At 63.2% G+C, this 24,606-nt stretch carries 23 protein-coding genes; 7 read left to right on the top strand and 16 right to left on the bottom strand.

Features of this window, described 5'->3' with window-relative positions; genetic code table 11:
- Positions 1-17 precede the first annotated feature (17 nt).
- On the top strand, positions 18-1,394 hold the full coding sequence (locus FB481_RS07595) for a GntP family permease (protein WP_093504712.1): 1,377 nt from the start codon (positions 18-20) through the stop codon (positions 1,392-1,394).
- 531 nt (positions 1,395-1,925) lie between these two features.
- Here the strand turns inward: FB481_RS07595 and FB481_RS07590 are convergent.
- Entirely contained in the window at positions 1,926-2,834 is a 909-nt protein-coding gene (locus FB481_RS07590) for a bifunctional GNAT family N-acetyltransferase/nucleoside diphosphate kinase regulator (protein WP_093504710.1), read from the bottom strand.
- Between the two features lie 248 nt (positions 2,835-3,082).
- On the opposite strand from FB481_RS07590, the gene FB481_RS07585 reads away from it, so the two are divergent.
- The gene (locus FB481_RS07585) at positions 3,083-4,189 is read left to right on the top strand and encodes a YheT family hydrolase (protein WP_147175757.1); all 1,107 of its coding nucleotides are present in this window, start codon (positions 3,083-3,085) and stop codon (positions 4,187-4,189) included.
- Positions 4,190-4,234: 45 nt separating this feature from the next.
- On the opposite strand, the gene FB481_RS07580 is transcribed toward FB481_RS07585, so the two are convergent.
- Genes FB481_RS07580 through FB481_RS07560 form a run of 5 tightly spaced genes read right to left on the bottom strand, consistent with a single transcriptional unit; the run spans position 4,235 to position 9,462 of the window.
- Positions 4,235-4,996, bottom strand: coding sequence for an amino acid ABC transporter ATP-binding protein (locus tag FB481_RS07580; protein WP_147175755.1), 762 nt, complete (start codon positions 4,994-4,996; stop codon positions 4,235-4,237).
- Positions 4,993-5,895 carry an amino acid ABC transporter permease gene (locus FB481_RS07575; protein WP_147175753.1) on the bottom strand — a complete coding sequence of 301 codons (903 nt, stop codon included), beginning with the start codon at positions 5,893-5,895 and terminating at the stop codon, positions 4,993-4,995. The genes FB481_RS07580 and FB481_RS07575 overlap by 4 nt, the downstream gene beginning before the upstream one ends.
- Entirely contained in the window at positions 5,892-6,788 is an 897-nt protein-coding gene (locus FB481_RS07570; protein WP_147175751.1) for an ABC transporter substrate-binding protein, read from the bottom strand. Before FB481_RS07570 ends, FB481_RS07575 begins: the two co-directional genes overlap by 4 nt.
- 4 nt (positions 6,789-6,792) lie before the next feature.
- Positions 6,793-8,142, bottom strand: a complete 1,350-nt coding sequence (locus FB481_RS07565; RefSeq protein WP_093504700.1) for an LLM class flavin-dependent oxidoreductase — start codon at positions 8,140-8,142, stop codon at positions 6,793-6,795.
- Between the two features lie 9 nt (positions 8,143-8,151).
- On the bottom strand, positions 8,152-9,462 hold the full coding sequence (locus tag FB481_RS07560; protein WP_093504698.1) for an MmgE/PrpD family protein: 1,311 nt from the start codon (positions 9,460-9,462) through the stop codon (positions 8,152-8,154).
- Between the two features lie 615 nt (positions 9,463-10,077).
- Between FB481_RS07560 and FB481_RS07555 the strand changes: the two genes are divergently transcribed.
- Positions 10,078-11,427 (top strand): sigma-54 dependent transcriptional regulator, encoded by a 1,350-nt coding sequence (locus tag FB481_RS07555; RefSeq protein WP_147175749.1) that lies wholly within the window; start codon positions 10,078-10,080, stop codon positions 11,425-11,427.
- A 14-nt stretch (positions 11,428-11,441) separates the two neighbouring features.
- Here FB481_RS07555 and FB481_RS07550 read toward each other — a convergent pair whose 3' ends face one another.
- The 7 genes from FB481_RS07550 to xth form a co-directional block, all read right to left on the bottom strand.
- Positions 11,442-12,695 carry a hypothetical protein gene (locus FB481_RS07550; protein ID WP_147175748.1) on the bottom strand — a complete coding sequence of 418 codons (1,254 nt, stop codon included), beginning with the start codon at positions 12,693-12,695 and terminating at the stop codon, positions 11,442-11,444.
- Between the two features lie 32 nt (positions 12,696-12,727).
- The gene (locus tag FB481_RS07545) at positions 12,728-13,456 is read right to left on the bottom strand and encodes a hypothetical protein (RefSeq protein WP_147175746.1); all 729 of its coding nucleotides are present in this window, start codon (positions 13,454-13,456) and stop codon (positions 12,728-12,730) included.
- A gap of 17 nt (positions 13,457-13,473) precedes the next feature.
- Positions 13,474-14,169 carry a C39 family peptidase gene (locus FB481_RS07540; protein ID WP_147175745.1) on the bottom strand — a complete coding sequence of 232 codons (696 nt, stop codon included), beginning with the start codon at positions 14,167-14,169 and terminating at the stop codon, positions 13,474-13,476.
- A 58-nt stretch (positions 14,170-14,227) separates the two neighbouring features.
- Positions 14,228-15,043, bottom strand: a complete 816-nt coding sequence (locus FB481_RS07535; protein ID WP_147175742.1) for a hypothetical protein — start codon at positions 15,041-15,043, stop codon at positions 14,228-14,230.
- Positions 15,044-15,089: 46 nt separating this feature from the next.
- Entirely contained in the window at positions 15,090-15,650 is a 561-nt protein-coding gene (locus FB481_RS07530) for an adhesin (protein WP_256662717.1), read from the bottom strand.
- A gap of 1 nt (position 15,651) precedes the next feature.
- Positions 15,652-16,068: a hypothetical protein gene (locus FB481_RS07525; RefSeq protein WP_093504686.1), complete on the bottom strand. Its 417-nt coding sequence runs from the start codon at positions 16,066-16,068 to the stop codon at positions 15,652-15,654.
- A 340-nt stretch (positions 16,069-16,408) separates the two neighbouring features.
- Complete coding sequence (gene xth / locus FB481_RS07520) at positions 16,409-17,209, bottom strand: exodeoxyribonuclease III (protein WP_093504684.1); 801 nt, start codon at positions 17,207-17,209, stop codon at positions 16,409-16,411.
- Between the two features lie 231 nt (positions 17,210-17,440).
- Between xth and FB481_RS07515 the strand changes: the two genes are divergently transcribed.
- The 4 genes from FB481_RS07515 to FB481_RS07500 all read left to right on the top strand — a co-directional run bounded on the left by FB481_RS07515 (position 17,441) and on the right by FB481_RS07500 (position 22,307).
- Entirely contained in the window at positions 17,441-18,817 is a 1,377-nt protein-coding gene (locus FB481_RS07515) for an aspartate aminotransferase family protein (protein ID WP_147175740.1), read from the top strand.
- Between the two features lie 27 nt (positions 18,818-18,844).
- Positions 18,845-20,299: an aldehyde dehydrogenase family protein gene (locus FB481_RS07510; RefSeq protein WP_147175738.1), complete on the top strand. Its 1,455-nt coding sequence runs from the start codon at positions 18,845-18,847 to the stop codon at positions 20,297-20,299.
- A gap of 79 nt (positions 20,300-20,378) precedes the next feature.
- Positions 20,379-20,942, top strand: coding sequence for a cytochrome b (locus FB481_RS07505; RefSeq protein WP_093504678.1), 564 nt, complete (start codon positions 20,379-20,381; stop codon positions 20,940-20,942).
- Positions 20,943-21,098: 156 nt separating this feature from the next.
- Positions 21,099-22,307 carry an N-acetylmuramoyl-L-alanine amidase gene (locus FB481_RS07500; RefSeq protein WP_093504676.1) on the top strand — a complete coding sequence of 403 codons (1,209 nt, stop codon included), beginning with the start codon at positions 21,099-21,101 and terminating at the stop codon, positions 22,305-22,307.
- A gap of 128 nt (positions 22,308-22,435) precedes the next feature.
- Here FB481_RS07500 and FB481_RS07495 read toward each other — a convergent pair whose 3' ends face one another.
- The 3 genes from FB481_RS07495 to FB481_RS07485 are packed head-to-tail and all read right to left on the bottom strand — an operon-like array spanning position 22,436 to position 24,602.
- Positions 22,436-23,047 carry an RraA family protein gene (locus tag FB481_RS07495; protein ID WP_093504674.1) on the bottom strand — a complete coding sequence of 204 codons (612 nt, stop codon included), beginning with the start codon at positions 23,045-23,047 and terminating at the stop codon, positions 22,436-22,438.
- Positions 23,044-23,814 carry an IucA/IucC family C-terminal-domain containing protein gene (locus FB481_RS07490; RefSeq protein WP_093504671.1) on the bottom strand — a complete coding sequence of 257 codons (771 nt, stop codon included), beginning with the start codon at positions 23,812-23,814 and terminating at the stop codon, positions 23,044-23,046. Before FB481_RS07490 ends, FB481_RS07495 begins: the two co-directional genes overlap by 4 nt.
- Positions 23,811-24,602 (bottom strand): ABC transporter ATP-binding protein, encoded by a 792-nt coding sequence (locus FB481_RS07485; RefSeq protein WP_013791471.1) that lies wholly within the window; start codon positions 24,600-24,602, stop codon positions 23,811-23,813. The genes FB481_RS07490 and FB481_RS07485 overlap by 4 nt, the downstream gene beginning before the upstream one ends.
- Between the last annotated feature and the right edge of the window lie 4 nt (positions 24,603-24,606).

The raw sequence follows: 24,606 nt of genomic DNA, 5'->3' as shown, positions 1-24,606 counted from the left end.
AGAGGAGGGCGCTCACCATGAATGAGGTGACCACCACCCTTGGCGCCGGGCCGCTGCTGTCCATCGCCGCCGGCGCCGTCCTGCTGCTGTTGCTGATGATCATCCGCTTCCGCCTGCATGCCTTTCTGGCACTGGTGCTGGTGAGCATCATCACCGCACTGGCAACGCAGATTCCCTTCGACAAGATCGTCCCGACGCTGCTTGGCGGCTTCGGCACCACGCTCGCAGCGGTGGCCTTGCTGGTCGGCCTCGGCGCGATGATTGGCCGGCTGCTGGAGATAACCGGCGGTGCCCAGGTGCTGGCCGATACGCTGATCAACAAGTTCGGGGAACACCGGGCACCGTTTGCCCTGGGTGTGGCTTCGTTGTTGTTCGGCTTTCCGATCTTCTTCGATGCAGGCCTGATCGTGATGCTGCCGATCATCTTCAGCGTGGCCAAGCGCTTCGGTGGTTCGACCCTCAAGTACGCCTTGCCAGCCGCTGGCGCCTTCGCCGCCATGCACGCCTTGGTGCCGCCGCATCCCGGCCCGGTCGCCGCGGCCGAGCTGCTGGGCGCCAACATTGGCCTGCTGGTGATCGTCGGTACCATCATCGCGCTGCCAACCTGGTATTTCGGCGGCTATCTGTTCGGCCTGTGGGCCGGCAAGCGCTATGACCTGAAACTGCCAGCCAGCTTCCTGACCGACGTGCCGCGCGATACCAACGTAGCACCGCCGGCGTTCTCGCTGGTGCTGACCATCTTGTTGATGCCGCTGGTGCTGATCTTCCTGGATACCGGCCTCAATACCCTGACCGTCATCGGCGCAGTGGATGGCGGCAGCAGCTGGGTGCAATTCCTGCGCATGCTCGGCAAAACCCCGGTGGCACTGCTGATCACCGTGCTGTTCGCATTGATCGCCTTCAGCGGCCGCCACAGCCGTCAGCATCTGGAGAAGGTCTGCGAAGGCGCCCTCGGTCCTATCTGCTCGATCATTCTGGTGACAGGGGCAGGGGGCATGTTCGGTGGCGTGCTGCGTACCAGCGGTATCGGTGACGCGCTGGCTGCCACGCTTTCGGACACTGGTATGCCGGTCATCCTTGCGGCGTTCGTGATCTCCGCGGCGCTGCGCGTGGCCCAGGGTTCGGCAACCGTGGCACTCACCACCACGGCCGCACTGGTGGCGCCGATGGTTGCCGCCACACCTGGGCTGAGCGAGTTCGACCTGTGCTTTATCGTGGTTGCTATCGCCGGCGGCGCCACCGTGCTGTCCCACGTCAACGACTCGGGTTTCTGGCTGGTCAGCCGCTTTCTGGAAATGGACGAAAAGACCACGCTCAAGACCTGGACAGTAATGGAAACATTGCTCGGTGGCATCGCGTTCATCCTGGCGGTCATTGGCAGCCTGATCCTGTAGCGTGAAAGGCCGATGCCGTCATGGCGACGGCATCGGTGCGGGATTACACACCGTTCCAGATCTGGAACAACCCGGCAGCTCGCTATGCGGGGTCTGGAACGTGTTCATCTGGTGCCGTACGTAGCGCCAGGTCCTGGCGGACGACCCACGATATTTCTCAGGCACAACGCGAGCTGAAAGCAGAGCGTCAGCCGTGGCATCTTCGACAGCCATATCTGCAAAGCCGTCCAAGTACCGTGTGCACGCAAATGGAGAGCATCTTCGCAAACTAGAGTGTTCTGCATGAGCAGCGGCTACTTGAAGGGGCTGACGATTACGCAGTGAGTTTGCAGCGGATGATTACGAGAATCTGGCAGGAGAACGGCTGGCATTGCTCAGTACATTGGTTCGTATAATGTATATTATGTTAAATTAAGTATGGCGAACGGTCACGTTCATTCAACTTGCACCTCACTCTGCTTCCCAGCTGAGCAACTTCCCTGTGGCTCTTCTATTCACCCGCCATGCAGCGACACGGACTTCAATCTGGCGCTACAGGTGATAGTCGCCCGCCGCCTCCGGCTGATAAAGCACTTTCCTGATCTCGATCTGCCGCGTGCGGCCTGCGATGCGCCAGTCGATGGCGTCGCCTTCCTGATAGCCCAGGATGGCAGCGCCGAGGTCGGAGCACACTGAATGCTTGCCGGCGCTGCTGTTGGCCTCTTCGGGGTAAACCACGGCCACTTCGATCTCTTCGTCGTCCAGTTGCACCAGGGCTCTGGTGTTCATCGTGACGACGGTGCTGGGCACCTGGTTCGGCTCGACGACAATAGCGCGTTCGAGCTCGTGTTCGAGTTGGACGACCGGGCCTTCCTCCAGAGCGATCAGGTTGTCGAGCTTGGCCTTGTCCATTTCGGTGATGTAGATCCCGGGTGCATCGCGGAAGGCATCTTCGCGCAGTAGCTGCAGGTAGCGCCCGGCCGTCATGGCCCATGAGGTCATGGTCGGTGTTTGGCTCTCGAGTTCGAAGCCGCTGCGCAGAAAGGCTTTCTGCGAGCGCTGGTTGTCCGGGTGAATCTTGGCGATGAGCTTCCCGGCGCGCATGTCGAGGAACGCCAGCTTCATGCCTTCGCGGATGGTGCGGGTGCCGAGGTTGCGGCCCCATTTTTCGCTGTCGCCGATGGCCAGGACGATCTCGCACTCGGGGCCATTCTTGATCAGACGGACGAAGCCCACCGGCTCGTCGTACCGGTCATAGGCCATGAAGAAACGGCCATCGCGGTTGAACAAATGGGTCAGGATCGGTAATTGCGTCCGATCGATGGCGTGTTCGATGGACCGGGAAACATCGCGTGAATCGCTCAGGTAGCAGGTAACGCGATCATCTTCCAACCAGTCCATCAGCTTCAGCGCATGTGCCCGAGTTATTTCCGGGCACAGCGAAATGAAAGGCTTGGTCATCTTCACCACACATATTTGAAGGTTTGAAGCCCTTCATGGCTATGGCCATGACGGTTCTTACGGTAACCGGCTAGTTTAAAGCATCAGGCAAGCAATTCCGACCCATCTGGGCGCTCGATCTGGCCTTTGGGTTGGGCAGATAGCGCGCTGTCACTGCCCTCACCCGCCTTCATTAACCCAGACCATGCGGCAGTCCGGCGCCGCAGCCGGTAAGATTGCCCGGCTGACGACGCTCATGGGAGCATTGAATGACAACCGCGATGGTCGCGCTGTGCGTACTTCTGATTGGCTTCGCCGCCTACTACCTGGGCGTCGTCGCGCGTCGCCCTCAGCTGATCTATCAGGCCAACGCCCACAATGCCGAGCTGCTCGCCAGGCTGCCACGCCTGACGCAGCGCTTCTGGGCCACGCCCTGGGCCGTCAACAGGCACCTGCAGATTTTCGTCGCCGGTATCCAGGAAGCGCTCTCCCCTCGCTTGACCTACGACCGGGTCGAGACGCTGCGCATGAGCGATGGTGGTACCACGGCGTTGCACTGGCTGGGCGCCGACTTGCCAGCCCATACGCCGACCCTGGCAGTGCTGCACACCATCACCGGTACACCGCAGAGCATGCGTGTGTTCGTGCGGGACATGCAGCGCCTCACCGGCTGGCGAATCGTGTTGTGCGAGCGTCGCGGCCACGGCGAGTTGCCGCTGACCAGCCCGCGCTTCAACACCCTGGGCGACACCGAGGATCTGCGCGAGCAATTGCGTCGGATCGGCGAACGCCACCCCCACTCCCCGCTTTACGCCGCCGGTATCTCTGCCGGTACCGGCCTGCTGGTGCGCTACCTCGGCGAGCAAGGCGATGACACCCCGCTGCACGGCGCCTTCGCCTATTGCCCGGGTTACGACATCGAGGTGGCGTTCGCCCGCTCGCGAGCACCCTACAGCCGGGTGATGGCGAGAAGGCTGGTACGCCAGTTCGTGACGCGCAACCGCGAGGCTCTGGCGGCCTGGCCAAGCCTGGCGCGGCTTGAGGAGGCGCAAAGCCTCGATGAGTTTCACCAGCACCTGTACGAGTGTGCTGGCTACAACAGTTGGCAGGCTTACCTGGACGGCTGCAACCCGGTGGCGCTGATGGAGCGGATCAGTGTGCCGCTGCTGGTGCTCAACGCCGAGGACGATCCCGTCTGCGTGGCGGACAACGTGCGCGAGCATGAACACGCCATGGCGCGCCTGCCAAGAACGCTGCTGGCCGTGACCTCGCGCGGCAGCCATTGCGCCTACCTCTCGGGGCTTGCCGCCAGGCCCTGGGCCCATCACCTGGCGGCGGAATTCCTACAGGCCGTGCACGCCGGCCGGGCGGAATGACGATGCGCCTGGTGATGAGCGAGAGGCTCACCACCAGGCGACGCGTCACAGCACGCTGGCCAGGAACTCGCGCAGCCGTGGATGCTGCGGGTCGTCCAGCAAGGCACGGGCATCGCCCGCCTCCACCACCTTGCCGTTGTCCATGAACACGATGTTGTCCGCTACCTCGCGGGCAAAGCCGATTTCATGGGTGACCACCACCATGGTGATGCCCGAGTGCGCCAATTGCTTCATCACCTGCAGCACTTCGCCGACCAGCTCGGGATCCAGCGCCGAGGTCGGCTCGTCGAACAGCATCACGTCGGGCTGCATCGCCAGCGCCCGGGCGATCGCCACGCGCTGCTGTTGACCACCGGACAGCTCCCGCGGCCAGGCCTGGGCGCGGTGCGCCAGGCCAACCTGGTCGAGCAGCTGCATGGCCCGCGCCTCCACCTCGGCGCGTTTCTGGCCGAGGATGCGGATCGGTGCATCGGCGATGTTCTGCAGCACCGTGCGGTGCGGGAACAGATTGAACTGCTGGAACACCATGCCGATGCGCTGACGCTGCCGGGCAACGGCCTTCTCCGGCAGTTCGTAGAGTGCCTGGCCCTTGCGGCAATAGCCGATCAGCGTGTCGCCGACGTGGATGGTGCCGCCGTCGAGCTTTTCCAGGTGGTTGATGCAGCGCAGCAAGGTCGACTTGCCCGAACCGGACGGCCCGAGAATCACCGTCACCGAGCCGGCGGCGATGTCCAGGTCGATGCCGTGCAGCACCGTGTTGCCGGAAAACTGCTTGTGCACGCCACGCAGGCGGACGGACTCGCTCATGATTCGGCCTCCTGCGTGACCTTGTTGCGGCGCAACCAACTGCTGCGCGCCGGACCATTGCCGCGGCTGAACCACACTTCGATGTAATGCTGGAGTACCGACAGCACCGAGGTCATCACCAGGTACCACAGGGTGGCGACCAGCAGCAGCGGGATCACCTCATAGGTGCGCTGGTAAATGATCTGCGCCGAATAGAGCACGTCCTGCAGGGCGATCACCGACACCACCGCGGTGGTTTTCAGCTGGCCGATCACCTCGTTGCCAGCCGGCGGCAGGATGGTGCGCATGGCCTGGGGCAGCACGGTCTGGCGAAAGATCTGCCCAGGCCGATAACCCAGGGCCTTGGCCGCTTCGAGCTGGCCCTGGCCGACGCTCTGGATGCCGGCGCGGATGATTTCCGCCGCGTACGCGGACTGGTGAATCACCAGGGCCAGTACCGCCGCGCTGAACGGGCTGATGATCTCGTTGGTTTCCGCGCTCCACACCTCGCCCACCAGCGGCAGGCTCAGCGACAGCTGCGGATACAGCGCCGCGATGTTGTACCAGAGAAACAGCTGCACCAGCATCGGCACGGCGCGGAAGAACCAGGTGTAGGCCCAGCTGACGCTGACCAGCACCGGGTTGGAAGACAGCCGCATGAGGGCCAGCAGCGTGCCGCCGGCGAAGCCGAACACCACCGAGATGACCGTCAGTTCGATGGTCATCAGCACGCCGGCGAGGATCGATTCTTCCGTCAGGTTCTGCGCCACCACGTTCCATTCGAAACGCGGGTTGTTGACCATCGAAGTGGCCACCAGCGACAGCAGCAACAACACGATCAGGGCGCTGAACCAGCGCCCCCAGTGACGGTGCTTGACGATGCGCAGCCCGGCGATGTAGTCGTCAGGCCGTTGGCTCATTTGAGGTTTTCTGCGTTGAGGCCGGCGGATTCGACGGCGCCGAAGCCGATTTCCCACTTGTCGAGGATCTGCTGGTAGGTGCCGTCCTTGATCAGCGAGTTCAGCGCTGCCTGGATCGGCTTGCCCAGCGGCGAATCCTTGGCCAGGGCGATGGACACGATGGTGTCCTCGATGGTGATCTCACCGGCCAGTTTCAGCGCCTTCACCTGGCTGGCCTGGTAGCGCAGACCTTCGTACGGGCCGAAGAACATCGGCACGCGGCCGCTGATCACCGCCTGCACGCCGGCTGGGCGATCCGGGAAGATCGGCACCTTGATGGCCGGCTTGCCATCGGCCACGCACGCCTCGCTGGCCTGCTGCAGGCGCGTGACCTGGGACGTGCCGGCGCCGGCGCCGACGGTCTGGCCGCACAGCTCGGCAAAGCTGTTGAACGGCACCTTGTCGGAATCCGCACGGCCGACCAGGGCCAGTTTGGAGGCGTTGTAGTAGCCGACGAAGTCGACCTGCTCCAGGCGCTTGGCATTGGCGTCGATGTTGGAGATCGCCGCGTCGTAACGCCCGGATTTCAGACCCGGAATGATGTTGTCGAAGCCGCCGGTGTCACGCAGGTCCAGCTTCACGCCGAGGCGATCGGCAACCGCGCTGATGATGTCGATCTCGCGCCCGGCCAGGGTCTTGTTGTCGGCCTGGTAGAACGTGGTCGGCGGCGTGTTCGGGTTGGTGCCGGCGATGATGCTGCCACGCTTCTTGATCGCTTCGGGCAGGCTGTCATGCAGCGCGGCATCGGCCTCGGGCTTGGCGGTGGCGTTGAAGGGCACGCCCTTGTCGGCGGCCAAGGCGCCGGTCAGGGGCAACAGCGCGAAGGCGGCAGCGGTCAGTGCAGAACGTTTCATGGGCTTATTCCTTCTCGGTTGCCAGCGGGGCAACGGCGGCAAAGTTTTCATCGACGGACGGCAGGCCGAGGTTTTCCCGCAGCGTGCTGTATTGGTAATCGGTGCGGAACAGGCCGCGGCGCTGCAGCTCTGGAATCACCAGCTCGACGAACAGCTCGAGCTGGTCGGGCAGCACGGCCGGCATGATGTTGAAACCATCGGCGCCGCCCTGCTCCAGCCAGTGCTGGAAGTCATCGGCGATATCCTCGGCGGTGCCGACCACCACGCGGTGACCGCGCGAGCCGGCAGCCACTGCTGCCAGTTGGCGCAGGGTCAGGTTCTCGCGGGCGGCCAGCTCGGTAAGCAGCTTGACGCGGCTCTGGCTGCCTTCGGTAGCGGGGATTTCCGGCACCGGGCCGTCGAGCGGATAGGCGGTCATGTCCACGCCGAAACGCGCCGACAGCTGCTCGATGCCGTTGTCGATGTCCACCAGTTCGTTGAGCTGGTTCCAGACTTCCTGGGCCTCTTCACGGGTGCGACCGACGATGGGCATCACCCCCGGCAGAATCAGCAGGTGGTCGGGCTGGCGACCGGCGTCGCGCACGAATTGCTTCTGGCTCTGGTAGAAGGCCTGGCCCTCCTCCAGCGACGACGCTGCGGTGAACACCACTTCGGCGGTTTGCGCAGCGAGCTGCTGACCGGCCGGCGACGAACCTGCCTCGATGATCACCGGGCGGCCCTGGGGCGAACGGGCGATGTTCAGCGGGCCCTGCACCTGGAAGTGCTTGCCCTTGTGGTTGGCCGGGTGGATCTTGCTTTCGTCCGAGTAACGGCCGGTGTCCTTCTCGCGGACGATGGCGCCCTCTTCCCAGCCGTCCCACAGTTTGAAGGCGACATCGAGGAACTCGCGGGCCATTTCATAGCGGTCGGCGTGGGACGGCAGGTCTTCACGGCTGAAGTTGCGCGCCGCGTCGAGGGAGAACGAGGTGACCACGTTCCAGGCGCCACGGCCACGGCTGATGTGGTCCACCGAACACAGCGCGCGGGCCAGGTGGAACGGCTCGTCGAAGGTGGTGGAAGCCGTGGCGGCCAGGCCGATGTGTTTGGTCTGCACGGCCAGGGCCGAGAGCAGCGTCAGCGGTTCCAGGCGCGACATGGTCGACGGCAGGCGGTGCACGCTGGTGGCCAGGGCGTCGCCAACGAAGAACATGTCGAATTTGCCCTCTTCCGCCTTCTTGGCGATCCAGGTGAACCAGTCGATGTCGGTGGGCGAGCCTTTCGCGCCCTCGGCACGCCAGCCGCCCACGTGGTGCCCCAGCGCCTGCACGAACAGGCCGAGGCGCAGTTGACGGGGTGAAGCAGGTTGCACGGACATAACGAATCCTTACTGACAGCTGATGAGTGAAGCCAGGCGATGCAGCGCGGCATCGTCAGCGAGTTGCAGATCCCCGCTGATCGCGGCCAGCCGCGCCTCGGGCAGGGATCGAAGATTGGTGCGCAGCTTGGCCAGCACATCGGTGGGTGCGGCGGCGGTTTCCATGCGGGTCACGCAGTGGCTTTGGGACGTGCCGTCGGCCATGAACAGCGTGACGCGGTGAAAGCGGCGATCCGGATCGAGCTCATCGGCCGGCGCACACGGGTCCGGTACGCGCCTCACCCGTGCAGCCAGCGCGGCGATCTGGGTATCGACCGGTTCTTCGCCGTAACGCTCAAGGGAAATTGCGCCGTTGAGCAGCGCATCGGCGATCACGTATTCGAGGCTGAAGCGCGCCTGCACGCCATTGACCGGCGCGATGATGTTGGGCGCAGTGTCGGCGCCCGGCGGGAAACTCACCTCGATATGCTGCACCGCATGCAGGTCGGCGCCCAGCCGCTCACGCAGCACGAACGCGGCCTCCGCCGCACTGTGGGTTCCACCGCAGGTGGGATAGCGCTTGAATTCCAGGCCGGGCGCGATGATTCGCCAGGGGGCGCCCCACCCGGCCAACAGATCATCCGGGCGTTCGACGCCGTAACCCAGGGCAGCCAGAAATCCCTCCAGCACGCCGTGGCGCTGCGCGGCGAAACCCGCCCGGGCCAACTCGATGCTGTTGACGGCGCCCCGCGCGGCCAGGCCGGCATGCAGGGCCTTGGCCGCGGAGCCGAATTGGGCGCGCAGGCCCGAAGCCTGGGTCGCGGCCAGGCCAAGGGCGATTTCGCTTTGCTCTGGCGTCAGGCGCAGTAGCCGGCAGGCAGCGCCGGTCGCGGCGATCACACCCAGCGTCGCGGTGCTGTGCAGCCCGGCGGCGTAATGGCGGGTACCGATGGCCTTGCCCATACGCCCAGCCAGCTCGACGCCGACGACATACGCATCGAGAAAATCCTCGACCGCCAGGCACGGCTGGTTCGCGAGCAAGGCCAGCAGCGTCGACAGCACCACCGTGGTCGGGTGGCCGCGGAAGGTCGCATGGTAGTCGTCGAAATCCAGCGCGTGGCTCATGTAACCCAGCTGCAGGGCATGATGTTCCGTGCTGCGCGCTGCAGGAAACACTTCACGCACCGGCATCAGCCCCGAGTCCTTCAGCAAACCGAGCTGCACGGGCAGCAGGCAGGCGAAGTAATCGATCACGCCCTCGCGGGCGCGCGTGCGCTCCTCAGATCCGGGCTGACTGTCGGCAAGCGTTCTGGCCAATTGGCCGCTGAGGGATGTGTTCAAAAGGCACCTTTAAAGCAAGGCTTTGACCTGTATCAATAAATTTGTGCAATCGAGCATTTTCCCTTGCCAGCCGAAATAGCTGCAAATATCCAAAATGCATTTGCTTATCTCCAAAAGAAATAACCAGCATGTCGGGCTTGGAGCGCTGCCGTGATCCAGATGGATCAGGCAGCTCAATCCGGTAGCGCCAATTAAAAAGCCGCCAAGAACATAACGCTCCCGAGAAGTTGGTGAACTTATCAACTTACCAACTTCAACGAATCTTTAAACTGGCGCCAAATAAAAAACAGGTAAGACGACTGACAATTTCGAAAGACTAATTTTAATATCACACGCGATGCCTACATATTCCAAGCTTCATGCTCATCGGATAATCTAGCTTTGTCTGAACGACACACCTGCACAACTGCATATATAAGAACGTAGAAAACAAGAAGCGCCCTATGTAGGGCGTTCGATAACGATAGAATCTGGCGTCTTGTTGGCGCTGGTACGCCGCACCGAATCCTCGACGCCATCGCCGACCAGGCTCACAGCCCACCGGCGACGCGATGCCGTGAGCGTGGAACGACGGTGCACGCACTGCATGACGGCCCATACTGGCAAGGAGTTCGTATGCTAGGTTCGCTGGATTATTCGCACAGGCGTCTGCTGATGGTTGACTCCGTTAGCGACTGTGAACCGCTTATTCAGGAACTGCAGCGCGAACGCTGGCTGGTCGAACGCAGCGGCCTGAACAATAAGATCGAGCCAGGTTACGATGTTTGTGTTATTTGCCTGCAGTCTCACCACCTGAACCAACTTGAACATATCAAACAGCTGATTCATCACAGCCGAAGTGAATGGATCGCTGTGATGAGTGGAGACCTGCGCCATAACACCGGGCTGGCCAACTTCATTTACGAATGGTTTTTCGACTTTCATACCCTGCCCATCGACATCGCTCGCATGCACTGCACCCTGGGCCGCGCGTTCGGAATGGGCCGCTTGCGCCACCCGGACACCAAGCCTAGCGCCATCGACGATGTGCTGATGGTCGGGCAAAGCCCAGCTACTCAGGCGCTATGCAAGCTGATCGGCAAACTCGCAATCAGCGACTCGCCGGTACTGATCACCGGAGAAAGCGGCACTGGGAAGGAAGTAGTGGCGCGCAGCCTCCAGCGTCAATCGAGGCGTAACAAGGGCCCCTTCGTGACCATCAACTGCGGGGCGATCTCAGAACACTTGATCCACTCGGAGCTGTTCGGCCATGAGAAAGGCGCTTTCACCGGCGCGCATCAGCGCAAGATCGGCCGTATAGAATCCGCCGAAGGCGGCACGCTGTTCCTCGACGAGATTGGCGACCTCCCCCTGGAAATGCAGGCCAATCTGCTGCGTTTCATGCAGGAAATGACCTTCGAACGCGTGGGCTCAAGCAAGCCGATTACTGCCAATGTCCGGGTGTTGGCTGCGACCCATATCAACCTGGAAGACGCCATCGAGAAAGGTCGCTTCCGAGAGGATCTCTATTATCGGCTGAACGTGCTGCAGGTGCGCACCACGCCGCTGCGCGAGCGCAAGGAAGATATCGCCCTGTTCGCCGAACACTTCTCGCAACTCTATGCCGCTGAGATTGGCCGGCGCCCGCGCCGCTTCAGCCGCGAAGCCACCGCAGCCCTGCTCGCCCACCGCTGGCCGGGGAACGTGCGCGAGCTGGCCAATCGCGTCCGCCTCGGCCAGGTGCTCGCCGAAGGGCGGGAGATCGAGCTGCACGATATCGGTCTGGCAGCGCCCGTTACCCCACTCTGTCGCCCCCTCGATGAATACCTGCTCAACGCCGAGCGCAAGGCACTGGAAGACGCCCTGCTGCACTTCGCCAGCAACATGAGCCACGCCGCCCGCTCCCTGGGTGTGTCGCGGCCGACTTTTTACCGGCTGCTGCAGAAACACAATCTGCGCAATAGCCGTGTGGCCCAAGGCGACTAGGCTCCGTACGGAGCCTAGAAGTAGTAAGGGAATTTGATGCTAAAGGTGAAGTCCGGCGCGTCCGGCGTCAGGCCGATCGACAGGTTGGGCACCACGGTGAGTTTGTCGGTGGCGGCGAACGTCATACCGATATTGAAGTAGGCGGTGTTGGCATCGCTACCGGAGACGGTCTGCCAGCTCTGCCCCTCGGCCTTGATGCGACTCTTCTGGCTGATCAGCTCGCTGAACGACATCGACATGCTGGCCCGCTCGTTGAGGGCGAAGGCGACGCCGAGGCCGAATTGGAACCAGTTGCCCAGGTCTACCTTGCCTGGCACCTTCACGCCGCGCTGTGGGCTGATGTCGTCGAAGCTGTCTTCCAGGTTGTAGGTGTAGGAGAAGTTGCCAAACACCACCGCCGGGTCAAGGGTCTTGACCAACGCCACGCCCGAGGTGACCGACCATACTCCGTTGCCCGTGGGTAGGTCCTCGGGAATGCTCAAGTTGTCGTTGCCGGCTACTTTGTCGAGCTTGATGCCGTATGGCTCGACGCCAGTAGGCGCCTTGACGCGCATGTTCAGCACCACATCGGGTGTGCCTTCGCCTTCATCGAACAACTTGTAGGCAAGCCCCACGCTGACATCGCCGAGCCGCGCATCACTGCTCACGCTGGCCTCGCTGATCGAGGTGCTGGAGCCGCCGGCACCGGCGGACTGGTAGGTGCTCTCGCGGTAGACCCAGGGTGCATTGACGTCGAGCTGCCAGCGTTGCGCCCAGTTGTAGCGCCCGGTCAGGTCGAAGGTGAAGGTATCGGCATTGATCTGATCGACGCCGATGTTGCCGAGAAAGATCGCATCCAGGGCCAGAAAACCGTTGAGGAACAACTGGCGCGAGTCGTAATGGCTGTAGGTGATGCCTGGCTCCAGGCTGAATGTGCCACTGCCGAAGAAACCGCTGGCTTCTTGGTAGAGATGCTCGACGCTGGCCGGTGGCGCGGCATCATCCTTCAATGCCGTCCCGTAGCCAGCGGACGAGCCACCACCGCTGCTGGCCACCTGCTGGTTGCCACTGCGGGTCAATGGCGCCGGGCCGCTGGTGGACTGTGGCGCGCGGCTTTCGACCTGGCGCAGGCGCTGTTCGAGCACCTTGAGGGCATTCTGCTGCGTTTCGTATTGGGTCCTGAGCGCTTGCAGCTCCTGCTGCAGCGCCTCGACCTGAGACGGATCAGCCGCGAAAGCCGTGTTGAAGCCGACACCGAACAGCATGGCGACGCTGATCATCTGGCGCATAGTCGTAATCCTTTGTGCCACCTTGGCACTGCTCAATAGCCATGGGGGCGCAGGGCCCGAAGTTGCTCGATACAGCTGTCCAGATTGAGGTTGCGCGGGTTGTCACGCAGCGCCACGTTGAGAGTCGCCAGGTTGCGCACCTCGTTCAGCGAGCCGGAGATGTTGGCGTGCTGGGCTACCCCGCCACCGATCTGCTGGCTACTGAAGCCCTGCCCCTGCCCGGCCTGCAACGCGATATTGATGCCGCCGTTGCGGCTGCTGACATTCACCGTACCGGCGGCGTTGGCGAACGCCTCGCTACCCCTCCACGCCTGGCCTTCGCTACTAGCCGTAGTACTGCCACCGGTGCTGATCTGCACACGCAGATCGTTCAGGCCACTATTCAGGTCCCCCGCGGTGCGCACGCTCTGCACGATGCCGTTGACCGAATCCAGGCCATTGCCACCAGTAATCACCCCGGTTCCGGCCGTGACGTTTGCGCCGGTACCCAGCGAACTGATCTCGCGAACCTGCAGCGACGGCAGCACCTGCCCGTTAGCGACGCTCACCGCCACCTCGGCACCGATCACCTGCCCTGCGCTGTTTTGCCAGGTCGAGCTCATCACTACGCCGAAGCTGATGATGCGGTCGGGCAATATGTAGCGCCCACGCAACTGAGCGAGCTCCTGATCGGCGACTTCTATAGGTTGGAACGGATTGGCGGCGCTCACCGGCAGGCTCGCAGCAAGAATGCTCGCGGCCAGCCATAGCTTGCTGTTCATGACCCTTCCCCTGGCAGTTAGAAAAAATCACTCTGGATGAAGCCGAACTCCATCAGCTCGGCATCTTTCACCGGGCTGAAGCCATCGATGCGCGTCTTGGCGGTCAGCGGCTCCGGCGGTGTCAGCAACGCGTTGGCGCGGTTGTAGCCCGGGCCGATCAGTGCGAAGACAATCCCGTTCCAGCCCTGGCTGAATTCGCTGAGCGGCATCTTCTTGTGCCCCAGCACCGGATCACCGACATAGGCGTAGCCGCGGTAGATGCGCTGTAGCACCACGAAGTGTTTGTAGCCACGCACGTTGAGCAACACGATGCTGGGAATCTTCAGGTTCTGCAGTTGCTCGGCATCGACCCGGTAACCCCGCGCGCGCAGGCCCAGGGTGCTGGCGTAATTCTTCATGTCGAGCATGGAAAAGCCCTGGGTGCGTACCTGTTCGGCGTCGGCGCTGGCCAACATGCCGCGAATCACCTCTTCCTCCTGCAGCTGCATGCCATAGGCCTGGTTGAGAATCGTCGCCATGGCAGCGGCGCCACAGCTGAAGTCGGTCTTCTGCTCGACCAGGTTGGCGAAACGCCGCTCGCGCATGCTCTCGACCTGCACGCTGGCAAGCGCCCCGCCGGGCAACACAGCCATGCGCATCTCGGCAGCTGTCGCGGCCAGACATAGCGTCACGCAGCTCAAGCCCAGCAGTCGCCTGGCAAGAAATCCAGCCATGGTGGTTCCCCGATAAAACGATGCCGGGTGGTCCCGGCATCGTCGACTGCTTCAGGCCTTAACGTGCTACGCAGGCATTACAACCAGCGGCAATGGTCAGGCTGTTGCTTTGCTGGTTGCCGCCACCGGCTGCGATGTTGACGCCGACATTGCCCGATACGCCGGCCAGCGAACCGCTCAGGCTGGCGTTGTTGACGCTTGGCGTTTTCTCCTGCTGTGGCTGAGGCCACCAGGAACCGCCGTAGCTGCTGGTTTGCATGGCAAGGGCAGACTCGTCTTCGAAGACAGTGCCCTGGTTGTTATCGGTCACGTTGCCGTTGGAAGCCTGCAGCACGGTGGCCGAGGCGTTGGCCACGTAGGCGGTTTCAGACGAAGCGATGGTGGTGTCGTTCTTCTGCTGGTTGTAGTTACCCGCCGCCACGTTGACGCCCAGGTTGCCGGTTGCGCCGTTGGCACTGTTATTGACCGACGCATTGTTGGGGTTGCCGTAGTTGGTCAGGTTGTTGGAGTACGCCCGCTGCTCGACACCAGTGGTGGCATTGGCGCCGGAGCCGGCGACCGCGACACCGAATACGAAGGCGGTGTCGGCGGTGGCAATGGCGGCCGCGTTGGCCTGCTGGTTGTTGTCGCCGGCCGCGACGTTGACGCCTACGTTACCGGAGGCATTACGCAGCGAACCGTCGACGCTGGCGTTGTTCTTGGTCTCGTGGTTGGTGACACGGTTACCGAAGTTGAGCTGGGTGTCGGAAATCTTTGCCGTGGCGCCGCTGGCGTTGCTGGAAGCACCGCTGCTTGGTTGGGTTGCGTGGGCGGAGGTGGCCAGAACAGCAGCCAGTGCGAATGCCAGAGGGCTGAGCAGTACTGAAGGTTTCATGACGTGTTTCTCCATGCGGTTTAGTGTTGGCCTTGCTCGATTAGGGTCAATCCACAACCCTGATGCTCAGGTGATTGGCGGTTCGGTTGCCAATCCCGGAACTCTGGTTCAGCTGCACGACGCCACGGCTTCCCGAGAAGGCCTCGTTGCTCATCTGCGCCCGGCGCTCGCCGACGGGTGTCGCTGAAAAGGATTCGTCGGCGCGAGTCACGCTCTGCGCCAGAACGCTGTCGTCCAGGCTTTGCGGTGCGGCTAGCAAGGTCACGCTGAGTACGTTGACCTGCTGGTTGCCGACACCGGCTGCCTGGGTGACGCCAACCACGCCGTTACCGCCGCTGAAGGCGTTGCCGTCGATACTTGCCTGGGTGTTATGGGCAGCGCTGCCAGCGGGTAGCTGGTCGATGCTCTGGCGCACAGTGCTGGCTGAAACCCCTGTCCCGCCCACGCTGATGACCCGCACATTGGCCTGCTGCTGCAGATCGCCGGCAGCCTGGTTGACGCTGAGGTTGCCCTGATAAGCGGATCCGGCTGCGTCGATACGCGCGACATCGTCAGCCTGAACCAGCCCGCTCAGGGCCAGGCTTATGAGCAGAATGCACGAGCGCATATCAGCGATCCCCCAGCATCTGCAGAGGCCGCAGGCCCTGCTGCACGCTGCGGTTGACCTGCGAGGCCACACCGTTGCCACCGCTGCCGCTATGGGACGCGCCGAGTCCCGGCATCGATTGCTGCAGCGGCGCTTGCACCTGGTAGCCAAACGAGTTGCCAAGCAGTTGCGCAGGCAAAGCCAGCCCACTGGAAACGTTGGCGAAGTCGCCATCGGCCAGTTCGGCAGTGGCATCGACCACCGAGCGACCAGGGTTCACGGAAAGTGGGTTCGGATCCGGTACCAGCGCTGCCCGGGTAGCGACACGCGGTTGTACGTCACGGGTGATGATCACGTCGCCATCGGCAGCCTGAACGCTGGCCTGCAGCACGCAGGCCAGCGCCAATATGCAGTAGTTGAAGATAACCAGGCGCTTCATGACTTACATCCCCAGGCTCGATCCATGTGAGCGTTATCGAGCCTTGAGCATGCACTGTGCCACTAGATATTTTTTCATATAAAACAAAAGGATAAGTTTTATAGCGGACAAGCCCCCACCGCTATTTGTAACGCTGGCGAGACACCTTCGCGTGCCGGCGTCAGACAGCAATTGCCGCGCAACCTGCGTGGCAACAGGTGCCGCGTGGTAATGGATGAACTGTTAAAGGTTTGAAACAGGAGCCGAGCATCTGCATCCAGATGCGCTTGGCACAATGCGCGCGCAGCTCGCCAAGCCTGCGTGTAGCCTGCATCAGGCGAATCCCGCCAGCAGCTGTCCGCTAATGGCGTTTGCGCTTGCGGCTACTCAGCTCGATCCAAGCAGGCGCGTGGTCGCTGGGGTGATCCTCGCCGCGCACCCAGGTGTCCACACCGGCGCTCTGCAGGTAAGGAGCCAGCGCCGGGTTGAGTAGCAGGTGGTCGATTCGCAGCCCGGAATTGCTCTGCCAGTGGCGGCGAAAGTAATCCCAGAAGGTGAACAGCTGCTCGTTCGGGTGAAGTGTGCGCAGTGCGTCCACCCAGCCCTGCTCGAGCAACCGTTGAAAGCAGGCGCGGCTTTCGGGCTGCAGTAATGCGTCCTTGAGCCAGGAACGGGTGTTGTAGATGTCGAAATCGGTCGGTACCACGTTGAAGTCGCCAGCCAGCACCACCGGATGTTCGCTGGCCTGTAACGTCTGTGCGTGCGCGATCAGATGCTCGAACCATTTGAGCTTGTAATCGAATTTCGGCCCGGGCTGCGGATTACCGTTGGGCAGGTACAGGCAGGCCACCACCACGCCCTGCACTGCGGCCTCGATATAGCGAGCCTGGACGTCCCACTCAGCGCCTGGCAGGCCGCGACGAATCTCCAGCGGTTGGGTATCACGGCCGAGAATCGCCACGCCGTTCCACGACGTCTGCCCCTGATACACCACGCCATAACCGGCCGCTTCGATATCACGGGCCGGGAATGATTTGTCCGCTGTTTTCAGCTCCTGCAGACACACCACATCCGGTTGCTCGCGCTCCAGCCAGCTAAGCAGGTTAGGCAGGCGGGCGTTGATGCCATTGATATTGAAGGTGGCGATACGCAGACGTTTCATCGGCCGTTTCCGGGATGTTCATGTTCTGCTTATGACCGGTTTTAGGGGCTGTCGATGCCAAAGAATGATGGGTGGCAGGGCGCAGCGGTGCCAGGCCCCTTTCGTGGCATACATGGTTTGATTGATCGCTGCACCCGTCCTGGACACGCCGGTTGCCGATTTGGGATACCGGCTCTACGCCCACTGAGCAGATGATCGGCTTACCTGAACCGACATCCCGTAGAGGCCGTCATGAGCGAAGCCAAACTCGAATCCCTGCACTTTGCGGACGCCCCGCACATCGTCTCCAGCACCCTGCCAGGCCCGAAAACCAGCGAAGCCCTAGCCCTGTCGGCGCGCACCGAGTCGATGGCCCGTGGTGGCGGCCGCATGCCCATCGCCATGGATCGCGCCTTCGGGGCGACCTTCAAGGATCCGGACGGCAACACCTACATCGACCTGTCCGCCGGCGTGGGCGTGAGCAGCGTCGGCCGCTGCCACCCCAAGGTGGTCGAGGCCATTCGTGCTCAATCCGAAGTGTTGATGCACGCCCTGGAGATCAACAGCACCCGGCGCACCGAGCTGGCCGCCAAGCTTTCCGAGATCGCGCCGCCCGGGCTGCGTGGCGACTGCGTGACCTTCTTCACCCAGAGCGGCAGTGACGCGCTGGAAGCGGCGATCAAGTTCGCCAAGCGCGTCACCGGTCGCCATCAGATCCTCGCCTTTCATGGCGGTTACCACGGTGTCTGGCATGCCTCGGGCGCGCTGACTACCGGCAACGCCTACCGCAAGGGCTTTGGCGCGCAGATGGGTGGCGTGATTCACGCGCCCTACCCTTACGCCTACCGTTTTCCGTTCGACACTACCCACAAGAGTGCCGAGCAGATCGCCGGTGAGTACGTGGACTACCTGCTCAACACGCCCTACACCGCCGCCGACGACGTGGCCGCGGTGATCGTCGAGCCCGTACAGGGTGAAGGCGGTTACGTGCCGCCTTCACCCGAATTCCTGCAACTGCTGCGCAAGGCCTGCGACCGTAGCGGCACGCTGCTGATCGTCGACGAAGTTCAGGCCGGCGCCGGGCGTACCGGCAAGATGTGGGCCGTCGAGCATTCTGGCGTCAAGCCGGACATGCTGACCTTCGGCAAGGGAATCGGCAGCGACCTGCCAATGGCCGGCCTGATGATGCGCTCGGACCTCGCCGCGCAGATCCCCGACGGCTCGATGCCCAACACCTTCGCCGCCAACTCGCTGTCCGCCGTGGTGGCGCTGACCAACATCGCCATCCTTCAGGACCCCGAACTGGACCTGCTCAACCGCGCCCACACCCTGGGCCTCGAAGCCCAGGAGCGTATCCGCGCCTTCAACAGCCCGTTCCTGGGCGAAGTACGCGGCCGTGGCCTGATGATCGGCATCGAGCTGGTCGAGGATCCGGTCACCAAGGAGCCGCTGTCGCGCGACAAGATCGGTCAGCTGATGGGCTACCTGATGAACCACGGCGTGCTGATGATCCCGTGCGGGCGCTACAGCAACGTGATGCGCATCATGCCGTCGCTGACCATTTCACGGGCGCTGTTCTTCAAGGCGCTGGACATCTTCGGTGACGCTCTGGCGTCGCTCAAGGCTTAACAGACTCTCTCATTGGTGGACACGTACATGACTCAGCATCTGCAACACTTCATCGCCGGCGCCGCCGCGGACTCCTCCGATGGCCGTCGTTTCGACCTCATCGACCCGGTGACCGAGAAGGTCTACGGCAGCTCCGCACGCGGCACCACCGAGGACGTCAACCGCGCCGTGGAAGCGGCGCGCAGCCAGCTCGAAGGCGGCGCCTGGAGCCAGCTTTCCGGCTCCCAGCGTAGCCGTCTGCTGAACAAGCTGGCTGATCTGGTCGAACGCGACACCGAGCAGCTCGCCGATATGGACGCCAACGCCATCGGCCGCTCGCCGATGGAGCCGCGCCGCATGGATCTGCCCAACGCCATCGCCAACCTGCGCGCCGCCGCTGGTTGGGCCAACCAGCTCGAAGGCCGCACCATTCCGAGCGGTGGCTATTTCGGCACCAAAACCCTGTCTTACACCGTACGCGAGCCGATTGGCGTAGTCGGCGCCATCGTGCCGTGGAACTCGCCGCTGATGATCACCGTGTGGAAACTGGCCGCTCTGCTGGCCGCCGGCTGCACCGTGGTGGTCAAACCGTCGGAAGAAACCCCGCAGTCGGCCCTGCACCTGGCCGCGTTGGCCAAGGAAGCGGGCTTTCCTGATGGCGTGATCAATATCGTCACCGGCTTCGGCGCCGAAGTGGGCCGCGCCCTGTGCGAACACCCGGACATCGCCAAGATCAGCTTCACCGGCAGCCCCGAAGCCGGCCGCGAGATCCAGCGCACCGCTGGCGTGCTGTTCAAGCGCGTGGCCCTGGAACTGGGCGGCAAGAGCCCGCAGATCGTTTTCGACGATGCGTCTTTCGAAGATGCCCTGTTCGGCTGCTCGCTGGGCCTGTTCGCCAACCAGGGCCAGGTCTGCGCCGCCGGTTCGCGCATCCTGGTGCAACGCGGCGTGGCCGAACGATTCGCGGCGGCATTGGCTCAGGCGGCCAGCTCCGTGAAGGTCGGCGACCCGCGCCAGCCGGACACCCAGATGGGCCCGGTGGCCAAGAAGGCGCAGTTCGACCGCGTCAACCGCTACATCCAGCTGGGTATCGACCAGGGCGCCACGCTGCTGGCCGGCGGCGTGTCCAACCCCGACCAGGGCTTCTTCGTGCGCCCGACCATTTTCGCCAATGCCCGCAATGAAATGGCCATCGCCCGCGACGAAATCTTCGGCCCGGTCGGTACGGTGATCACCTTCGACACCGAAGAAGAAGCCATCGCCCTGGCCAACGATTCCAGCTACGGCCTGGCGGCCACCGTATGGACCACCAACCTGGCGCGCGCGCACCGTGTGGCGGCGGCCCTGAAAACCGGCGCAGTGGGCGTCAACTGCTGGAGCCCGCTGGATGCCAACCTGCCCTGGGGCGGCGTGAAGACCAGCGGCATCGGCCGTGAAGGCGGCTTCGGTGGCGCGGTCGCCTACACCGAGGAGAAGGTGGTTACCGTTTTGCTACCCAACTGAGTGTGTCACCCGGGCGACCCGTAGTTTCGCGGGCCGCCCGTAATTCCCAGGCCTTGATGATCATTAAAAAGAGACTGCGATGAATACGATAAGAAAAGAACCAGTCGACCATTACCCAAGATCCTTGCTGGTGCTGCACTGGGTACGTGCAGTGCTGATCCTAGGCCTGTTGTGGGCCGGCTGGCACATGACCGGGATGAGCGACGATGTCGAGAGCAAATTCGTGCTCTATTACCCCTGGCACAAATCCTTCGGCGTGCTGGCCTTTCTGGTGGTGGTGATCCAGATCATCATTCGCCTGAAGACCCCGGTGCTGCCAAAGCCACCGCTTACCTTAGCCAGACACGAACGTTTTCTTGCTCAGTTGGTGCAACGTTCCATGTACGTGCTTTTGGTGCTGGTGCCGCTGATGGGCTATTCGATGTCGAGCACCTACACCATGAGCGACGGCGTGTACTTCTTCGGCGTCAACCTGCCGGAGCTGCTGGCCAAGAACGATGACTGGTTCGTGGTCTTCCAGTGGCTGCACAAAACGCTGGCCTATACCCTGCTTGGCTTGATCGTGTTGCACGTGATCGGCTCGCTGAAGCACCGTTTCTTCGACAAGGACAAGCGCAACGATGTGCTGAAACGCATGTTGTGACGCGCTCTCCAATGAAAAACGCCACCTTCGGGTGGCGTTCGTGCTTGTGCATGAGCAAATTTTGCACGATCGCCAGCGGATATAGGGGCACTTACATTACGACATATTATGAAATAATATAACGTCCAATATCTATCGCTTCGGTAGCGTAGCACCATGCACAGACGTCACCTCCTGCACCTGGCCCTTGCAGGTATCGCCCTGCCCTGGGCCTTCGACGCTTCCGCCACCCAGAAAATCGTGCATGCCCGCGCCTGGGATGACGGCGACAAGCTTAGGCTGGTGTTCGAGCTGAGCGGCCCGGCGAAATATCAGATTTTCACGTTGAAAGCGCCTGATCGACTGGTCGTCGACTTGGCAGGCACCAGCGCCTTTGCCGGCCTCAATGAAATTCCGGCTGGCAACCGCCTGCTCGGCGCCGTACGCAGCGGCCCTCAGGCTGGCGGTACACGTATCGTGCTCGACCTGAAGCAGCCGGCTCGGGTGGAAAGCTTCCTGCTTGGCCCCTCCGGCAGTGAGGGCCATCGCCTGGTGGTCGACCTGCACAGTGCGGCAATGGTGGCGCCGATTGCCAAGGCGCCGCCAGCAGCGGCCGTTGCTGCCGCTAGCAACAAGACAGCCGGGCAGCGTGATGTGGTCGTGGTGATCGATGCCGGGCACGGCGGCAAGGACCCGGGGGCGGTGGGTGGCAACGGCGAGCAGGAGAAGATCGTGGCCCTGGCCATCGCCCGACTGCTGGCCGACAAGCTCAATCGCCAGCGTGGCTTCAAGGCGCAGCTGGTACGCAATCAGGACGTTTTCATACCGCTGCGCAAACGCGTGGAAGTCGCCCGCCGCTACAACGCCGACCTGTTCATCTCTGTGCATGCCGACGCCGCGCCGCGGAGCAACGCCTCGGGCGCTTCGGTGTTCGCCCTCTCGGAAAGCGGCGCCACCTCGACCACCGCCCGCTGGATGGCGGAGCGGGAAAACAGCGCCGATATCCTCGGCGCCCGTGAATTGCTGTCGCTCAAGAACAAGGACCCGATGCTCGCTGGCGTGCTGCTGGACATGTCGCTGAATTCCACCATCACAACCAGCCTGGGGCTGGGCAAGACGGTGCTCGACAACGTCGGCAAGGTGGCTGGTGTGCATCAGAAGCGCGTCGAGCAGGCGGGCTTTGCGGTGCTCAAGTCTCCGGATATCCCGTCGATTCTGGTGGAGACCGGCTTTATCTCGAACTCCGGCGACTGCCGCAAGCTGTGCGACCCGCTGCACCAAAAACGCGTGGCTCAGGCGATTTTCGATGGGTTGCAGACGCACTTCGTGGCGAGCCCGCCGCCGGGTAGTTATCTGGCGAGTCGCAGGGCTGAAGCGATTAGCTGAGGAACCAGCAATTCAATAGTGTGGGAGCGAGCCATGCCCACGATTTTTTCGCGCGCATGGCGCGCTCCCACATTCGTAATCTTTCATCAGGACCGCCGCGCGGTCTCATTGATCGGTTCGGGTGGGCGCTAGCTGCCCACCAACTGGCCCAACCGCGCCTGCAACTCAACACGTCGTGCCGCATCGGCCGCCTCCTTGTTCTGCAGACGCTCCAGCAACTCACCCGCCTGCTCAGGTGACAGCACATAAATCCCATCGTCATCGCCCACCAGCAGATCACCAGGCTGCACCCGCACGCCGCGTATCGTCACCGGAACGTTAACCGTGCCCTGCTCGCCAAGCGGGCGCGTGGTATAGGCGCTGACGCCGCTGCAGAAGATCGGCAGGCCGAGCGTTCGCAGCACGCGCACGTCGGTCACCGGGCCGTCGATCACCACCCCGGCCAGGCCCTTGATGCGCGCCGCGAGGGTGCGCAGCTCGCCCCAGCAGGCGCAGTTCGCCTCGCCGCTGTTGGCGACCACCAGCACGTTGCCCGGTTGGCTGGCGATCAGCGCATCGCGTAGCACGCTGCCATCCGGCGCGTGGATCTGCGCGGTGGTAACGCGGCCGACGATGTGCACATCGGCCACCAGCGGCGGCAGGCCGTGGATGTGTCCTTCCTGCAGCACGTGGCCGATGGTCGACGCGGCGATGCCGCGATAGGCGTCGATCAATGCAGCGGGAACGGATTCGGTAGTCATCGCGGGGCCTTGGGTCGGATCAGTGGGCAGGTGGAGCAATATTCCACCGGGTCGCTGGCCTGGTAGTAGAAGCAGCAGGTGCGGCGGAACCGTACGGCGCGCGCGCCGTCATCGAGCAGGGTCAGCGGTCGGTTGAAATGCTGCAGCGGGTTGTAATCGAGGCCGAACAGGCTGCCGGGAGCCTGCTCGGTCAGCCAGCGAAAGTCTTCGGCGCAGCGCTGTCGCGTCGCGGCGCATTCGAGCTTGGCCAGGCGTCGCTCGTACAGCGAGTAGACGCGCACTGCGGTGTTCTCCCAGAGGATGCGCCGCGACACGCCGGTGAGCCGGTAAAAACTCTCCCATAACGGCTGGAGCAAGCCGGCGAACAGCTGGCCGGCCACCGCCTCGCGCCAGGCATCGCGCGCGCTAGGTTCGGGCCGCGAGACGGCCAGGCTGCGCAGCGGCAGCGACGAGGTCCACAGGCCGTCGTCGTGGCCGTACTCAATGAAGGTGTTGTCCAGCGACAGCTCCAGCCCCTTGTCGTAGGCGGACATGGCGTACAGGCAGGCACCGGTAAGCAGGAACGACTGGCGCTTGCCCAGCAGCGAGGCGGTGATGCGCCGCGACGGCGAGAGAATCACCGGGCCGAGCCTGTCCAACAGCGCCGTGCAGGTGGCTTCGTCGAGCAATTCCCTGGCCGGCAGGCTGCGCGCGAGGTCGCGCTCGCTTTCACGGCGCAGGCGCAGCGCGCCGCACAGGCTGGCCCACTCGGCGTCGCTGAAGCTCATCGTGGAATGTCCCGACCGAAGGGAATGCACAGCGGCGTGTGGAAGAACGGGTCGGGGATGATCCGGCAATCCAGGTCGAACACCGTCTTGACCAGTTCTTCGCTGAGGATGTCCGCCGGCTTGCCCTGGGCGTAGGCGGTGCGCTGGTGCACGGCGACCATGTGGTCGGCGTAGCGACAGGCCAGATTGAGGTCGTGCAGCACCATGACGATGGTCTTGCCCTCCTGACGATTGAGCTCGCGCAGCAGATCAAGCACCTCGATCTGATGGGCCAGGTCGAGAAAGGTGGTCGGCTCGTCGAGCAGCACCAGCTCGGTTTCCTGGGCCAGGGTCATGGCGATCCAGGCGCGCTGCCGCTGACCGCCGGACAGCGCATCGACCGGCCGCTCGGCCAGCTCATCGAGGCCGGTGCGGGTCAGTGCGCGGGCCACCACGGCTTCGTCCTCGGCCGACCACTGCTGCATCCAGCTCTGGTACGGGTAGCGCCCCAGGGCGACCAACTGACGCACGCTGATGCCCTCGGGCGCCACCGGCATCTGCGGCAGGATCGCCAGCTCCCGCGCCACGGCGGCGGTCGGTTTGCGCTGGATGTCGGCACCGTTGAGAATCACCGTGCCGGCCTGCGGCTTGAGCAGTCGCGCGAAGGATTTCAGTAGCGTGCTCTTGCCACAGCCGTTGCTGCCGATCAGCACCGTCACCTGGCCGCGCGGCAACGCCAGGTCGAGGTTGTCGATGATCGGCTGGCGCTGGTAGGCCAGGGTCAGGTTACGGCTGGCGATGGCGGTCATGTCA

Origin of the sequence: Pseudomonas sp. AG1028 (genome assembly GCF_007993955.1) — a bacterium.
Taxonomy (GTDB): domain Bacteria; phylum Pseudomonadota; class Gammaproteobacteria; order Pseudomonadales; family Pseudomonadaceae; genus Aquipseudomonas; species Aquipseudomonas straminea.
The sequence above is the reverse complement of the archived record's forward strand: the minus strand, read 5'-3'. Positions and strand labels throughout refer to the sequence as shown.

Bases quoted from the DNA above. Each gene is read 5' to 3' on its own strand.
- FB481_RS07490 (WP_093504671.1), bottom strand. From the start codon at position 23,814: ATGAGCTTCAGCGACGCCGAGTGGGCCAGCCTGTGCGGCGCGCTGCGC.
- FB481_RS07575 (WP_147175753.1), bottom strand. From the start codon at position 5,895: ATGAGCCAACGGCCTGACGACTACATCGCCGGGCTGCGCATCGTCAAG.
- FB481_RS07530 (WP_256662717.1), bottom strand. From the start codon at position 15,650: ATGCGCTCGTGCATTCTGCTCATAAGCCTGGCCCTGAGCGGGCTGGTT.
- FB481_RS07580 (WP_147175755.1), bottom strand. From the start codon at position 4,996: ATGAGCGAGTCCGTCCGCCTGCGTGGCGTGCACAAGCAGTTTTCCGGC.
- FB481_RS07505 (WP_093504678.1), top strand. From the start codon at position 20,379: ATGAATACGATAAGAAAAGAACCAGTCGACCATTACCCAAGATCCTTG.
- FB481_RS07535 (WP_147175742.1), bottom strand. From the start codon at position 15,043: ATGAAACCTTCAGTACTGCTCAGCCCTCTGGCATTCGCACTGGCTGCT.
- FB481_RS07585 (WP_147175757.1), top strand. From the start codon at position 3,083: ATGACAACCGCGATGGTCGCGCTGTGCGTACTTCTGATTGGCTTCGCC.
- FB481_RS07590 (WP_093504710.1), bottom strand. From the start codon at position 2,834: ATGACCAAGCCTTTCATTTCGCTGTGCCCGGAAATAACTCGGGCACAT.
- FB481_RS07510 (WP_147175738.1), top strand. From the start codon at position 18,845: ATGACTCAGCATCTGCAACACTTCATCGCCGGCGCCGCCGCGGACTCC.
- FB481_RS07495 (WP_093504674.1), bottom strand. From the start codon at position 23,047: ATGACTACCGAATCCGTTCCCGCTGCATTGATCGACGCCTATCGCGGC.
- FB481_RS07550 (WP_147175748.1), bottom strand. From the start codon at position 12,695: ATGCGCCAGATGATCAGCGTCGCCATGCTGTTCGGTGTCGGCTTCAAC.
- FB481_RS07540 (WP_147175745.1), bottom strand. From the start codon at position 14,169: ATGGCTGGATTTCTTGCCAGGCGACTGCTGGGCTTGAGCTGCGTGACG.
- FB481_RS07555 (WP_147175749.1), top strand. From the start codon at position 10,078: ATGCTAGGTTCGCTGGATTATTCGCACAGGCGTCTGCTGATGGTTGAC.
- FB481_RS07545 (WP_147175746.1), bottom strand. From the start codon at position 13,456: ATGAACAGCAAGCTATGGCTGGCCGCGAGCATTCTTGCTGCGAGCCTG.
- FB481_RS07525 (WP_093504686.1), bottom strand. From the start codon at position 16,068: ATGAAGCGCCTGGTTATCTTCAACTACTGCATATTGGCGCTGGCCTGC.
- FB481_RS07570 (WP_147175751.1), bottom strand. From the start codon at position 6,788: ATGAAACGTTCTGCACTGACCGCTGCCGCCTTCGCGCTGTTGCCCCTG.
- FB481_RS07565 (WP_093504700.1), bottom strand. From the start codon at position 8,142: ATGTCCGTGCAACCTGCTTCACCCCGTCAACTGCGCCTCGGCCTGTTC.
- FB481_RS07500 (WP_093504676.1), top strand. From the start codon at position 21,099: ATGCACAGACGTCACCTCCTGCACCTGGCCCTTGCAGGTATCGCCCTG.
- xth (WP_093504684.1), bottom strand. From the start codon at position 17,209: ATGAAACGTCTGCGTATCGCCACCTTCAATATCAATGGCATCAACGCC.
- FB481_RS07485 (WP_013791471.1), bottom strand. From the start codon at position 24,602: ATGACCGCCATCGCCAGCCGTAACCTGACCCTGGCCTACCAGCGCCAG.
- FB481_RS07515 (WP_147175740.1), top strand. From the start codon at position 17,441: ATGAGCGAAGCCAAACTCGAATCCCTGCACTTTGCGGACGCCCCGCAC.
- FB481_RS07595 (WP_093504712.1), top strand. From the start codon at position 18: ATGAATGAGGTGACCACCACCCTTGGCGCCGGGCCGCTGCTGTCCATC.